13 protein-coding genes are annotated in these 14,208 nt (G+C 41.3%); 3 read left to right on the top strand and 10 right to left on the bottom strand.

The window, feature by feature from the left end; all coding sequences use genetic code 11:
* Nucleotides 1-277: 277 nt before the first annotated feature.
* Nucleotides 278-1,666, top strand: a complete 1,389-nt coding sequence (locus tag BUF11_RS01270) for a glycoside hydrolase family 3 protein (RefSeq protein ID WP_073586996.1) — start codon at nucleotides 278-280, stop codon at nucleotides 1,664-1,666.
* A gap of 173 nt (nucleotides 1,667-1,839) precedes the next feature.
* On the opposite strand, the gene BUF11_RS01265 is transcribed toward BUF11_RS01270, so the two are convergent.
* The 5 genes from BUF11_RS01265 to BUF11_RS01245 form a co-directional block, all read right to left on the bottom strand.
* Nucleotides 1,840-2,331 carry a GNAT family N-acetyltransferase gene (locus BUF11_RS01265; protein ID WP_073586995.1) on the bottom strand — a complete coding sequence of 164 codons (492 nt, stop codon included), beginning with the start codon at nucleotides 2,329-2,331 and terminating at the stop codon, nucleotides 1,840-1,842.
* 15 nt (nucleotides 2,332-2,346) lie between these two features.
* On the bottom strand, nucleotides 2,347-2,628 hold the full coding sequence (locus BUF11_RS01260; RefSeq protein ID WP_073586994.1) for a DUF503 domain-containing protein: 282 nt from the start codon (nucleotides 2,626-2,628) through the stop codon (nucleotides 2,347-2,349).
* Nucleotides 2,629-2,631: 3 nt separating this feature from the next.
* A complete protein-coding gene (locus BUF11_RS01255) occupies nucleotides 2,632-3,414 on the bottom strand; it encodes a SagB/ThcOx family dehydrogenase (RefSeq protein ID WP_073586993.1) in 783 nt (260 codons plus the stop codon).
* Between the two features lie 74 nt (nucleotides 3,415-3,488).
* Nucleotides 3,489-4,520: a threonine aldolase family protein gene (locus BUF11_RS01250; protein ID WP_073586992.1), complete on the bottom strand. Its 1,032-nt coding sequence runs from the start codon at nucleotides 4,518-4,520 to the stop codon at nucleotides 3,489-3,491.
* A gap of 409 nt (nucleotides 4,521-4,929) precedes the next feature.
* Nucleotides 4,930-5,577, bottom strand: a complete 648-nt coding sequence (locus BUF11_RS01245) for a metal-dependent transcriptional regulator (protein ID WP_073586991.1) — start codon at nucleotides 5,575-5,577, stop codon at nucleotides 4,930-4,932.
* 198 nt (nucleotides 5,578-5,775) lie between these two features.
* On the opposite strand from BUF11_RS01245, the gene BUF11_RS01240 reads away from it, so the two are divergent.
* Nucleotides 5,776-6,759 carry a Na/Pi cotransporter family protein gene (locus BUF11_RS01240; protein WP_073586990.1) on the top strand — a complete coding sequence of 328 codons (984 nt, stop codon included), beginning with the start codon at nucleotides 5,776-5,778 and terminating at the stop codon, nucleotides 6,757-6,759.
* Nucleotides 6,760-6,861: 102 nt separating this feature from the next.
* On the opposite strand, the gene BUF11_RS01235 is transcribed toward BUF11_RS01240, so the two are convergent.
* On the bottom strand, nucleotides 6,862-7,449 hold the full coding sequence (locus tag BUF11_RS01235; RefSeq protein ID WP_073587852.1) for a manganese efflux pump MntP: 588 nt from the start codon (nucleotides 7,447-7,449) through the stop codon (nucleotides 6,862-6,864).
* 276 nt (nucleotides 7,450-7,725) lie between these two features.
* Complete coding sequence (hflX, locus tag BUF11_RS01230) at nucleotides 7,726-9,015, bottom strand: GTPase HflX (protein ID WP_139243239.1); 1,290 nt, start codon at nucleotides 9,013-9,015, stop codon at nucleotides 7,726-7,728.
* A gap of 407 nt (nucleotides 9,016-9,422) precedes the next feature.
* Here hflX and BUF11_RS01225 point away from each other — a divergent pair, with 407 nt between their 5' ends.
* On the top strand, nucleotides 9,423-9,737 hold the full coding sequence (locus tag BUF11_RS01225; RefSeq protein WP_073586989.1) for a DUF6774 domain-containing protein: 315 nt from the start codon (nucleotides 9,423-9,425) through the stop codon (nucleotides 9,735-9,737).
* A 16-nt stretch (nucleotides 9,738-9,753) separates the two neighbouring features.
* Here the strand turns inward: BUF11_RS01225 and BUF11_RS01220 are convergent, their stop codons facing one another.
* From BUF11_RS01220 to BUF11_RS01210, 3 genes are all read right to left on the bottom strand, one after another.
* Nucleotides 9,754-11,382 carry an ABC transporter ATP-binding protein gene (locus BUF11_RS01220; protein ID WP_073586988.1) on the bottom strand — a complete coding sequence of 543 codons (1,629 nt, stop codon included), beginning with the start codon at nucleotides 11,380-11,382 and terminating at the stop codon, nucleotides 9,754-9,756.
* Between the two features lie 197 nt (nucleotides 11,383-11,579).
* Nucleotides 11,580-13,226 (bottom strand): ABC transporter ATP-binding protein, encoded by a 1,647-nt coding sequence (locus BUF11_RS01215; RefSeq protein WP_073586987.1) that lies wholly within the window; start codon nucleotides 13,224-13,226, stop codon nucleotides 11,580-11,582.
* A gap of 65 nt (nucleotides 13,227-13,291) precedes the next feature.
* Complete coding sequence (locus BUF11_RS01210) at nucleotides 13,292-14,041, bottom strand: helix-turn-helix domain-containing protein (RefSeq protein ID WP_073586986.1); 750 nt, start codon at nucleotides 14,039-14,041, stop codon at nucleotides 13,292-13,294.
* Nucleotides 14,042-14,208: the final 167 nt, after the last annotated feature.

Raw genomic sequence — 14,208 nt, 5'->3', positions numbered from 1 at the left:
ATCTTCTTTATATTTATTTAATCGCCAGATTACCGGCATTTCAACCCGCGAAGCTTATTATACGTCATATTACCGGTCTTTGTCCATAAGAACTGGCTATAATTGTACCTTTACACATATGAGATATGGTGCTAAAATGTGATTCAGCTTTATCTATAACAATGATTATATCCTGCTGAAAAATGTTCCATTTCCAAAGCTCGCTGCGTTGATGTAATTGCTGTCATTTGGGATATACTATAAAAAAGATTGCTATGTTAAAAGAAAGGAATTTATTATGAAATCCCACAAATCTAAATTTGTTTGCTTATTATTACTATTAACTCTATTCATTACCGGCTGCAGCAGAATTCTTCCTTCCGCACCAAAAGATAATTCTCCGGTGGATACTGTTACCCCTGCACCGGATACCGATGATAATTCCGGCAATACAGAAGGTACCGGTGAGCCTGCAACAAATGTCCCTATTCCTTCTATCAATATGGATGATAACACTGCCGAGGGTCCCACCGGAGGAGCAGATGATTCTGACGGCACCGATGTGACCAGCCCGGTCTCCGGCAACGGTACGGTTTCACAGACTCCGACAGACATACCCTCAACCGGTTCTCCCACTGACAACTCCTCTTCCAATAATGGTACTAAGGATAGTGATTCCTATGAAGCAAGAGCTACGGAAATAGCCTCTGATATGACCCTTGCTGAAAAAGTAGGACAGATGTTTTTTGTCCGTCTAAGAAAAGACACCGGTATTAAGGATGTTTCAGATTACCGCCTTGGAGGTTATATTCTCTTTGGGGATGATTTTAAGGATGAGACAAAGACCAGCATTAAGAAAATGTTAAACAGCTATCAGGAAGCTTCCTCCATTCCCATGCTTATTGGTGTGGATGAAGAAGGCGGTACTGTTAACCGCCTTAGCAAATATTCTGCTTTTAGAAGCAGCCCTTTTGAATCTCCCATCGATTTGTATAAAAAAGGCGGCTTTGAAGCAATACAGGCTGATACGAAGGAAAAAGCCGACTTGTTATTAAGCCTTGGCATAAATGTTAATCTGGCACCTGTCAGTGATGTTTCTACCAATCCAAGTGATTTTATTTATAAACGTTCCTTTGGAAAGGATGCTAAGGCTACCGCCAACTATGTTAAAACTGTCGTATTGGAAATGAAGCAGGATAAGATTGGAAGTACCTTAAAGCATTTTCCCGGCTACGGCAATAACGTGGATACTCACACAGGCGTTGCTACCGATACCAGGAAATATGAGCAGTTTGTTAAGAATGATTTTCTTCCCTTTGAGGCCGGTATTAAAGCCGGCGCTGACAGTATTTTAGTATCCCACAATATTGTTACTTGCCTGGATAAGGACCATCCTGCTTCTTTATCTTCTGCTGTCCATGATGTTTTAAGGGATACTTTGGGATTTGAAGGTGTAATTATGACAGATGACCTTAGTATGGATGCCATCAAGGATTATACCTCTGATGATAATGCGGCTGTTCTTGCCATCAAAGCCGGCAATGATCTTTTGATAGCTTCTAACTTTGACACACAGATTCCTGCCGTATTAGACGCCTTAAAGAAAGGCACTATCAAGGAAGAACGGATTGATGCTTCTGTTATCCGTATCCTGATCTGGAAGCTCCGTCTTGGCATCTTACAATAAGGCCTTATATTGAATCGAAACAATGACAAAAATAAAAAGAAGCTCTGGCTTTCCTGCAATTCATTATACAAGGAAAGCTAAGGGCTTCTTCTATTCATATGTTTACTGTTACCGCAGAGATTGCCTAAACTCTATTCAACAAGTTTACAACTTCCTGTTTATCATCCTTAATCTTACTCTTCTCCTGCTAACTTCCTGATATTCTCTCCTGTGATACGGTAGGTTCTCCATTCATCCAGATGCTTTGCTTCAAGGCTTTCATAAAAGTTGATAGATGGCTTATTCCAGTTAAGGCAGGCCCATTCCAGTCTGGGGCATCCTCTTTTAACCGCTTCTCTTGCAACTTCACCAAGGAGAGCCTTTCCATAGCCCTTTCCCCTGAATGCAGGTTTCATGTAGATGTCTTCCAGATAGATTCCCGCTTTTCCCGTAAATGTTGAAAAATTAAAGAAGTAGATAGCATAGCCGACAGGCTTGCCATCATATTCAGCAATCAATGCCTTCGCCACACCCCGGTGAAAGAGAGAGTCTTTTAGAATCTCTTCTGTAGCTGTTACCAGATTTTCCATTTTCTCATAAGCAGCCAGCTCTATGATTAAGTCCAGGATATCTTTGGTATCTTCTTCCTTCGCTTCCCGTATCTGAAACCAGTCGTCTTTTTTCATTGGTATCCCCTTTTCTTACAGTATTTCTCTTTCGATTTTCGTAATCTCTCCCTCGGTGTTACTTTCTACAAAGGTCAGGACATTATCTAATATACTGTCTGCCTGTGCCGTGTCCCCTGCTACGCAGGCAATGCCAAATACGGCAATCTGATGGGTATCCTGCTCCTCTACTTCTCCCACAGACAGGTTAAATTGATTTCTTAGCTTAGCGCACAGGCTCTTTACCACCATGCGCTTTTCCTTTAAAGAATGCACCCAGGGCATATACAGCCATATCTGCAAAGTTCCTATTCTCATCGCTTAATTCTCTTTTACCTTCTTTCCGACAGCTGCCGCATACACGGTAAATTCACTGTCTTCTTCCAAAGAGTATGCCTTTGACAAGCCGATAAGGCTGTCGGTAAGCTGCTGGTCATAAGCTCCGATAGCACATACGCCGCAGCCGATGGCTTCTCCTGCCAGGTAGAGGTTCTGGCAGATATGTCCCGCATCTATCAGTGCATATTTCTGGGCATCTACCGTATAACGCCACTCACTGCGGTAGGGCACAACGCTCCATACAAAGCTTACCGGTGCTCCTCCTGCAAAGCTCTGCCCCAGGAATGCTTTTGTGACCTTATTCTCCTGTTCGCTGTCTTCTCTTATCAGTTCCAGTTCATGTGTAAGTGGCAGATAATGATACATTCCCTGTATAAGACCTTCCACCCGGTTTACAAATAAATAAGTCTCAAAGGGATGTCTTGCTCCCGCAGAAGGTACTGTGCGAAGAGTTGCTTTTCTATTATTGCCGATTACACCTTTTACTCCCTGGGTAGCCCAAAGGAGAAAGGACAGTTCCTTTAAGGTCAGTGCTTCCGTGGTATATTTTCTTTTGCTGCCCCGGTTGTTTAAGATGTCAAGAAAACTGTTTTCTGTCAGGATATCTTCAAATTCTTTGGAAAGCTTTACAACAGTATCAGCAGATTTTTCATTTGACAAGGACGGCTGGGGCAAACCCTTTTTCTCATCACTTTCCACCTCATAATCAGATGCTTTCATAATTTCCCTTCCCTGAATGATTTTCTGTTTATAATTATTATCCATAGATACTCTCCTTCCAGGCATATTTACCTGCCTGCCTTTATTTTAGGGTACTTAAAGACTTCTTATACATAGTCTTATCTTTTTAGCTTCTGGTTTAGGAATCCGCACAACGCCTCTACGCTTTCCGGTGTTGTAGCCCAGGAGGTTACAAAACGGACGGCACTTTTATCATTCTCCATCTTTTTTTGTACGGAAAATGCGAACTCTTCTTTTAGTTCCTCCAAGAATTCATCGGGCAGTATGGGAAATAACTGATTGCTTACAGGCGGTGCTAAAAACTCTACCTTCAAAGCCTTTAAGGTGTCACGTATCCTGCCTGCCATTTCATTAGCATGCTCTCCCAGTTCAAAGAACAGACCGTCAGAAAACAGTGCTTCAAACTGTATGCCGGCCACGAAGCCCTTTGCCATCAGAGCCCCTCTTTGTTTAATCAGATAGCGGAAATTTGCTTTCAGTTCTTCTTTTACAATTACCAGAGCTTCTCCAAGAAGTGCTCCGTTCTTTGTTCCGCCGATATAAAATACATCCGTAAGCTCCGCTATATCAGAAAGCTCCAGATCATTCTCTTCCGAAGCCAGCGCAGAACCTAATCTTGCACCGTCTAAGAATAATAGAAGTCCTTCTCTATTGCACACTTGGCGGATTTTGTACAGCTCTTCTTTTGTATACACAGTTCCAAGCTCCGTAGAATCCGAGAGATACACCATAGCTGTCTTTACCATGTGTTCATCACTATGGAATCTTACTGCTTCAAGGATATCCTTAGGGGTAACCTTACCGTCCTTATTTGGTACTGTTATTACTTTATGCCCGGTTGCTTCAATTGCGCCTGTTTCATGAACATTTATATGTCCGGTATCTGCTGCGATCACTGCCTCAAAAGGCCTTAGAAAAGAAGATATTACAAGAAGGTTGGTCTGGGTTCCACCGGGAATAAAATGAATATCCGCCTTTTCCTTTAACAGTAGCTTTTTGATAGATTCCTTTGCTCTTATGGTATGGGTATCTTCCCCATAGCCTGTATTCTGCTCTAAATTGCTCTTTATCAACAGTTCCAGTACCTTTGGATGGGCGCCTTCACTGTAATCATTCATAAAACTGTACATTTTAATTCCTCACATGTCCGGATTTACAGTCATTTCCTGCCTTTGTTACTGTTCCAAATGACTGTATAAGAAAAGAACAGTACCTTTTGCAGCCTGTTCTTTTCATTATAGCGATATGATAAAATATTTGCAAGCAAATCAGCAGGCGAAGATAACCAGCATCATAAGAATAACAAACAGCATACTTAATTTACGTTCCACATAATATTTTACATTCATACTAACTCCTTTCGCGAATATCAAACTTGATTTTATATTCCTGAATATGCAGTTGAAAAATTCATTTTCAACCTGATTCCTTCCATGAATATCCCATCTTTCATTGGTATTCTATGAAACCCAGTTGATAGTTCCCTTTCTCTTTGTTTTGTTTGATCGTTATATAATAATTATTGTCTTATTGTATTTTCTAGTTTTTATCCACATACACCATACCGGCAGCTTTATAGCTTAACTGCTTGGGTGTGTCATCTACTCTGATGGCAACAGGTCCTTCTAAGGCCTCGAATTTCTCTACCGTAACTTTGCTTCCTATGTGGATTCCAAGCTCCTGGAGATAATCCATCAGGTCATTCTTCTCAACCACTCTCCGGATAGCGGAACTTTCTCCCTCTTTCATTTCCAACAGGCTTTTTAACTGCAGCCGTTGAACTTTACCGTCAGCCTGTGGAATTGCACTGCCATGGGGACAAAATGCCGGGTATCCCAAATACTCCTCTAACCTGTCAATAAGCCTTACAGGCGCCACATGCTCCAGCTTCTCCGCATCTTCATGGGCTTCACTCCATGTATATCCAAGCCGCTCTATGAGAAATACTTCCCATAGTCTATGTCCCCTTAACAGGGTAACGGCTGCTTTCATGCCTTTTTCCGTTAATTTGGAACCCTTATAAGGCTCGTAAACAATTAACTCTTCCTTTTGAAGCTTTCCTAACATTTCTGTGACAGAGGCAGGCGATACATTTAATACTTCCGCAATCTGCTTATTATTTATTTGCTCTTCTCCGCCGCCCAGTTTATATATTTCCTTAATGTAGTCTTCTTTATTTCGAGTCATACTGTTTGTCTCCTTTTTAGGTAGCCCTAAATCTATTTTTATTATATACCTAATTTTTATAATTATCAAGAGATACTTGCGGAAATTCCAAAATAGTTATTATGATTAATGAAAAATAAGTTTGCCCCTTAGATGTGGAACATAAATTGCCGGAACCTTACGTATCATGATATAAAGTAATCTTCTTTGCCGGGGCATATGCTTACTATTGTAACAATTCTACTAAACTTTATAACAGGTTCATTCCTGATTGTGTTTGGCGTCAATGTTCTGGGAAGAACACTGGAGCACGCAAATTCACAGTTACTCAATAATGCCATGCATCTGTTTACCAAAAACAGGTGGACGTCCTTTTTGATTGGAATATTTCTCACCGGTCTTGTACAAAGCAGTACGGCAGTTACAATATTGACCATCGGTTTTGTCGACTCCGGTATCATTCAGCTGGGAAGCGCAGTCGGTATCGTTTATGGAGCCAATATTGGAACAACTTTGACCGCTCAGCTCATGAGCTTTAATATCTCCCAATATGCATGGTATATCCTTATCGCAAGCAGTATTTTAAGTTTCGGTCCATTCAAAAAGCTAAAAACAACCGGCAATGCGCTCGCCGGAATCGGCCTGTTATTTTCCGGTCTGAATATTTTAGGGAAAAGTGTTGTTTTTATAAAGGAAAATATATTGATTGCCCAATGGCTGCAAAGCCATGCAGATAACCTGTGGTTCTGCCTGTTCATAGGGCTGATTGTTACAATGCTGGTACAAAGCAGCAGCGCCACGGTGGGCATGACGATTTTACTGTTCAACAACGGACTGCTGCCGTTTTCCGCAGCCGTAGCTCTCACACTGGGGGACAATGTGGGGAGCTGTATAACTGCCCAGATTGCCAGCATCAGGTCCGGTACGGCAGGAAAAAGAACTGCATGGGCCCATACCATCTACAACATTATCGGTGTTATTCTGGTAATATTGATCTTCCCCCAGTTCTGCACCTTCGTCCATTTCTTTACCCATCTGGTTAACGGAGACAGCAATCGCCTTGTGGCAAATACCCATACCATCTTTAACCTCTTAAGTGCGGTGATTTTCTTGCCGATTTCCAAATACTATGTAAAATTCCTTGAATACATCGTTCCTGAAAAGAAGATTCCATTACAGGCACAAAAAGGAAAGAACGGATAAACCGGAAAATTCAAAAAAACAGCAGGACCCTTTTTGGTATCCTGCTGTCTGATGCGGCTTTTATCAATTATTATTCTGTATTTTTTCTTTCCTGCCATCCTATCAACCAAGAATGCCCAGATGCTGGAGCAATATCTTGGTGCCAAGACAGACTAATATAATCCCTCCGGCCATTTCCGCCTTAGACTTTAATTTTCCCCCGAAGATATTTCCGATTATAACACCGGCCGCCGAAATCAAAAAGGTTACGGCACCGATAAAGGAGGTGGCCATTAAGATATTAACCTTTAAGAAGGCAAAGGTTATACCGACTGCCAGGGCATCGATACTGGTTGCAACGGAAAGCACCAACATTTCTTTTACCTTCAAAGAATTGTCCACATCTTTGCAGCTGCTGCACTCATCCTCTTCTTCCTTTTCTTTTATAGAGCCTTTAATCATATTTGCACCTATGATTCCAAGCAGGATAAAGGCAACCCAGTGGTCAATGGCATTTATCTTGTCACTGAACTGCTTTCCCAGAAAATACCCTATCATTGGCATTGCTGCCTGAAAGAATCCAAAGTACAAACCCACAATTACCGGGTGCTTTGCGGATATTTTCTTAACGGATAACCCCTTACAGACAGCAACTGCAAATGCATCCATTGCCAGTCCCACGGCTAAAATAAGTAATTCTACCAAATTCATAGTTATTCTCTCCTTTTTATGTCCTGTGCCGCCTTGTGCAGTATATGTCCAGCCGCCACCTGACATATACAAAAAAAGACCCACCTACAGCCATACGGCTGCAGGTAAGTCTCGTTATTTAAAATAAAACCAGATAGATGTCTATCAGTATGTTGGCTCTATTACACACAATCGGCTAACTACTCCCTTACTACAGTACATAAATGATACCTGATAGGATAGAGTTTGTCAATCTTTTTTTGCCTTCCATCCTTGATACAGACTGTCAGAATATATTTAATTCTTTATTTTAAAATCAGAATTCTTAAAATACTTCTCATATAAACCTTTTCTGCACAGTGCGGTGACCCCTATTTCTTCTTCCCCGTAATCAAGACTGGTTACGGTGGCATTCTCCTGCAAGAAAGCAACCCATTTGCTGTCCTTATAGGGCAGACAAAGATCTAAGCTAACATCTTCCTCAAATAAAACTTCTGTAACGTGCCCGATAAGTTCCTTAATATCCTCTTCCTTTTTTGCCGAGAGAAAGATGCAGTTTAATCCTTCCTTCTCCTTTTTAATAACCTCTAACTCTTCCTCTGTCACCTTATCGGTTTTATTAAAGGCATATAATACCGGGATGTTGTCAGCCCCCAGCTCCTTTAAAGTCTCTTTCGTCACCGTCATCTGTTTTTCGTAATCTGCATCCGACGCATCTACGACTTGGATTAAAAGATCTGCCATCAATACTTCCTCCAAGGTTGAACGGAAGGCCTTTATCAGATGATGCGGAAGCCTGCTGATAAACCCTACCGTATCCGTTAACAGAAATGTCCGGTTCTCCTTCGTCGTTATCTTTCGGACAGAGGTTTCAAGGGTAGCAAAGAGCATATCCTTTTCCAGCACCATCTTATCCCCGGAGGTATTAAAGAACTTAAGCACTGAATTCATAACCGTGGACTTTCCGGCATTGGTATAGCCTACCAATGCGGCCAGAGGGATTTCATTCTTCTCTCTTTTCTGCCTTTGATTCTGCCTTCTGCCGACCAGCTCCGTAAGTTCCCTCTCAAGCCTGGCAATTCTTTCTTCGATCTTTCTTCTGTCAAGCTCTAACTTTGTCTCTCCTGTTCCCTTGTTGTGAAGACCCGCGCCGCCGCCCTGGCGGTTTAAGCTGCCGCCAAGTCCGGACAGTCTTGGCAGCATATATTTAAGCCTTGCCATTTCTACCTGCATCTGCGCTTCTTTGGTTTTGGCACGTCTTGCAAAGATATCCATAATAAGAATCGAACGGTCTATTACCCTTAACGCTAAAAACCTTTCCAGATTCCTTGTCTGGGACGGTGTCAGTTCTTCATTGAATATCACAATATCTGCTTGCAATTCTTCCATTCGTTCTCTTAATTCTTCTGTTTTTCCTTTTCCGAAATACAAATCCACATGAATTCTTTCAAGATTTTGGGTAATCTCTCCCACAACTTCTATATCACAGGCAAGGGCAAGCTGCCTTAATTCTTCCATGGAAGACTCAAAGCCTTCATCCCCTTTTCTTTTTCCTCCCGCCAGGAGGGCTCTTTCTTTTTCCATCATATAAAATTTCTCCTTTTCCAAGCTTCTGACTGACTGAAAAGGACACCGGAAATTTAAGCACAAAAAAAGAAGGTATGCTTCTCCTTCTCTTACTAACACCTATATATACCGCAAGCCTGCTTGCAGTACTATCCAAATAAGAAGTGCGAAAGTTTTATCCCCACACCTTATCTATTCAATAAGCGATTTATTATAAAAAGGCAGATTAATCCCGTTTACTCTCTGTCAGACAGAGCTTTAAGCACTATGAAATTAGCAGCATAAAGAAAATAAACGTAATCTTATCCACATTTGTTATAATACCTCCCTGATAAACTACAGCCATTATAACAAAGTCTTTTGTAAATTACAAGAAAAATATAAAATCTTTTGCATATACATTAGGTAAAGCATAAAGGTGCAATTCTATGAAAAATAACCGCTGTAAAATGTCTTCCTGCGAGCTTGTTACCTTTGTAACAGCCATTGCCTGCAGTATTGCCAATACTTGTTCTTCCGACGAGGTATCACTCCTCGCGGCGGTTTTTGCGCAGCTGGGTGATACTCTCGCAACCATATCGGTCAGAGAAGAACTTTTAGAAGGGGACGAGGATACCTCTGGGTCAGAGAATGGCTCCAAGGAGGAGGATACCACCTCCTGTGATGGCCAGTCTGATAATTCTTCCGATAACTCCACGGGTAAATCAGGCGCAGACTCCTCTGATAGTTCTGCAGATAAATAAGGCAAAGGCTCCTCTGTCAGCCAAATCGAAGAGAACTGGTTCCCTTTATGGTTATCACATTGTCATAGGAATCTTTCGTGTCCTTAAAGAGCACGTGGCTTACATTAATGACCGTAATACCCTCAAGACCAAGGATTGTTTTTTCAATCTCTCTTGCCCTTTCCATATCAAGGGAAGCAAAGGCTTCATCCATTAACAGAATTCTGGCCTTGCTAAGCAACGCTCTGGCTATAACAATTCGGCTCCTTTCCCCGCCGGAAACGTTCTTGCCGTTATCATAAATAATTGTATCAAGCCCATTTGGCAGTCCCTGAATAAATTCCAGAAGCCCCGATGCCTTTATTGCCCTTTGAATTTCCTCTTCTTCACATTCTTTATATAGGGTAATATTATTTCGAACCGTATCCTCAAAGAGAAATACCTGCTGCTCGATATTGGCAATGAGCCCGAAATAATCCTCCTTTTTTACATCCATTAAATCATATCCGTCGATAAAGATCGTCCCTTCCGTGGGATTTACATATTTGCGCAGCAGCCTAAGAAATGTCGATTTACCTCCGCCGCTTGGACCTACTACCAGATACTTTCCATTTTTCTTAAGAGTCAGATTGATATTCTTTAGTATCTGCCTTTCATCCTCTTCATAGTGAAAGCCTACCTCCCTAAACTGAATCTCTCCGTCAAAATCCTTTAATTCTACGGTTTCTTCATAGGCATCCGAATTCTTAAGGGAATCCTCTATTTTCTTTATTAAGTCTCCGGCGGTAAAAAGCTTCGGGAGGTTTTCTGCCAGATCAAAGATAGGAAATGCCATCCGGTTAATTCCCTCCATAATCACAATCAAACCCCCGGCCGTTATCTTTCCCGTAACTGCCATGTAACCGATTCCGCATAGGATTCCATAAAAACTTCCATTCATAAAAAGATTTTGTGACGCATTTACGAAAGACATCATTCTGTCAATAATAAAACCTTTGTTTTGTATCTCATCACTTTTTTGATAGTAGTCTTCCGTTACCTTATCCTGGAGGTTATAGTTCTTAACGATGTGAAAGGCTGACAGAACCTCCTTTATGTAAGAGGTATACCCGTCAAAGAGATCACTGCGTTCCTTATAATTCCTCTTTAAGGGTTTGGAGGTTATAACAGAGATGGTCAGGTTAACAACTATAATCCCAAAGGCAAAGAATATCATACGGTAATCCACTGTGGATAAGAGCCACATTCCGGCCAGAAAACTGATAACTCCTCTTCCTACCGTATAGATTCCCATAATCAAATTGGTTTCCAGGGTATTAAAGTCATTGGTCATAGCAGAAAGGTATCTTCCGTTATTCTCCTTTTGAAACTCTCTGATATTTTTCCCAAAGACCTTCTCTACATAATAATACTTTATATTTAGATTTACTTTCTTTCGATAAAAATTGCCGGTCAGGGCTTCTGCCACTCCCAGGGGAACAAGTATGACTGCCCCTGCCAAAAGAGGCAGTGTTTCGGCTTTCATTGCTGCAATATCACCCTTTAGCGCCAAATCCAGCATCCCAAGCATCTTTTTTGTAACCACCGCATCAAGACCGGCTAGCAGTAAGGATACCGCTAAGGCCAGCATCAGATAGGGAAAGGCTCTCATTAATTTTTTTAACATACTAACCCCCATGCATTTCGCAAGTTTACCAGTAGATTGCTTGCACTCTACACGAAACTGCCCAAATTAAAAGTGAAAAATGCTTTCTATTTTTCACCCTAGCTCCCACGCCTTCCTCAGTACACCTCAAGTTTGTGCCGAGGATTTCGCAGGCATTTGTGTGAATTATACTTTTCAATAATTCACACTAACCTCTTTCACGCTACTACCACTTGAAAATATTCCTGTGCCGAAAATTGATGGACCCTGCCGTTCTTAATTTCCAGCACATAGTCATATAGGTCGGTAACCCCTTCATAATAACGGTGGCTGATGGCAATAACCGTATTATCCAGTTTTAAGAACACCTTTTCAATTTCCCTTCCCAGCTCTTCATTCAGGCTGGAGGTACCTTCATCCACAAAGAGAATCTCCGCCTCCTTTGCAATGGCTCTTGCAATGGATATTCTCTGTCTTTGGCCTCCTGAAAGGTTTTTACCGTTTTCTGAAAGTTTCTCATCAATTCCTGCCTTTTTATCAGCACAGATTCCTTCCAGTCCGCATACCTTAACGGCAAATTGTATCTTTTCTTCCGGAATATCCTGATACAGGGCAATGTTATTCCGGATCGTATCCTCAAAGAGAAATACATCCTGATAAACAAAGGCTACCTTGCCATGAAAAGACTTTTCATTTATACAGCGGTAATCGGTTCCGTCCACCGATATTTCCCCCTGGTAATCTTCTGTCGTTTTGGCTAAAAGATTCATCAGGGTGGATTTACCGGCACCGCTGGGCCCTTTAATGAGATACTTCTTTCCTTTCTCGATGGTAAAGGAAGCATCTTTAAGTATTTCTTTATTGCCATAAGAAAAGCTTACATTTTTTATGCTAACCGTATCCTGAAACACAAACTCCTCACTGCCTTTATCCGCCTCTTCCCTGTCTTCCTCAGGCTCTGCTATCTTTTTATAGATGGTCATAGAGGCTTTCATCTGGTTTCGCATAGGAAAAGCATTGATTAAATAGTTGCCGCTGGAGGAGCATAACTGGAACAAAAATCCTCCCATGCTTAGGCTCATTCCGCTTAAAAAGCTGTAAGCCAGATAAATCATAACAGCAACCGAAGAGGCAAAGGATATGATGCGGATAACATGCTTTTGCATATCAGTAAAGAAGGCTGCGGCATATTTTTTATTCTCAGCCCTGGTGATAGATGCCATGCTCTTTTCCTTGAATTTCTCTTCTATGTGGTTAAGCTTTAAGATTTCCATACCGCTAAAGGTATTTGCCATATCTGTGGTAAAGTTCTCGTTGCACTCTGACAGCTCCTGTTCCAGGGCGGAAGCCTTTTTGGTAAAAAGAGTCGCCAGAGCAGTTAATAATCCCGCCTGCAAAGCCATAGCTATGGCCAGCTTATAATCCAGAAAAGCTAGGATTATTATAGTAAACAGGAACATTCCCATATTAATAAGATAGTTTAGAAGGCTTATGAAAAATTTATTCTCAAAAGTATTAATGTCATTTATCAGATTGGAGATATAAATTTCCTTTGACTTGGCAGAGAACTTCTTAAACGGCATATTGATGATCTTATCAAAAGCCTGCCTCCTTACGTCCAATATGGTATCCCTCATATAGCGGATACGCAAAAGTCTTGATATCAGGAAATTCACCGGAGCATAGAATATAAACAACACGGTAATGGCTACGACATAGCCAAAATGTTTCATATCTCCCTTTTCGATTGCTCTTAGCAGCAGTACAAAAATCCCCATCTGTGCAAAATGATCACCAATGAATAAAAAGCTAGCAAACAGGTATTGAATGAATTTCCCCTTACGCCTTAATAATAATTCCTTCATGACTCCCTTTCCGAAGCAAACTGCTTACTCTTTTGATTGTTACACTTTCCTTCTCAGAGGATATTTCAGCCAAGAAACGGAGCAAGCTTGATAAATTCCTTCATATTACCGTCCTTCATCAGCTTATCAGCCAACTTCTTAGCGGAATGGTCATCTAAGAATGGATATAATCCGGTACAGTCTCCAATGTTTCCTTCCTCCAATGCCTTATCCACCAATCTGTCTATGGTTTCATCCGATAGAAAAGGGGCCAGTTTCACAACCTTGGAAAGGCCGCCAAGGTATTCTATCTTTCGTACGATTTTATCTAAGGATTCTTCCTCTAAAAAAGGGGCCAGCGCCGTTATACCTGACAAATCTTCTATCACATCCAATCTTTCAATCCACTGCATCAGATATTCCTCGCTGACATAAGGTGCGATCTTTACCAGATCCTCTAAGGATACCCTGTCCGAATTCTCCGTTACAATAGTTTCGATAAGGCTTTCTGTCTGGCTTGGCTTTAATGCAGGTCCTGCAGAAGCTACATCTTCTATAGAAACCTTCTGCTCTTTTACATATTCTTTTTCATTTCCATCAATAATCTTCTGAAACAGTTCACTTTCCTTTTTGTTTCCAAGCAGTTCATCAATCGTGCAGTCTAATACGGAAACCAACTCGGATAGTTTAGAAATATCCGGCATGGAATTCCCTCTCTCCCAATTGCTGACTGCCTGATAGCTTATCCCTAAGCTATCCGCTAATTCCATCTGTGTCATATTTTTTCTTTTACGAAACTCTGCTATTTTTCTTCCAACTTCTACTGTACTAAACATAATAACTCCTTTCTTGAATATCAAATCATCTATCCGGTTACGCTTTTCATTATAGCGAAATGACCGCAAATGGGAATAAAGCGATGGTTGAGCGGCATAAAAAATCAACTCAAGTGCTGCTTGAGTTACGCTAATATTATAACAGATATGCCTGTAGTAAAAAAGCC

This window comes from Anaerocolumna xylanovorans DSM 12503, assembly GCF_900143645.1.
GTDB classification, from domain to species: domain Bacteria; phylum Bacillota; class Clostridia; order Lachnospirales; family Lachnospiraceae; genus Anaerocolumna; species Anaerocolumna xylanovorans.
Note: the sequence above shows the minus strand (reverse complement) of the source record. Positions and strands in the feature narration are given on the sequence as shown.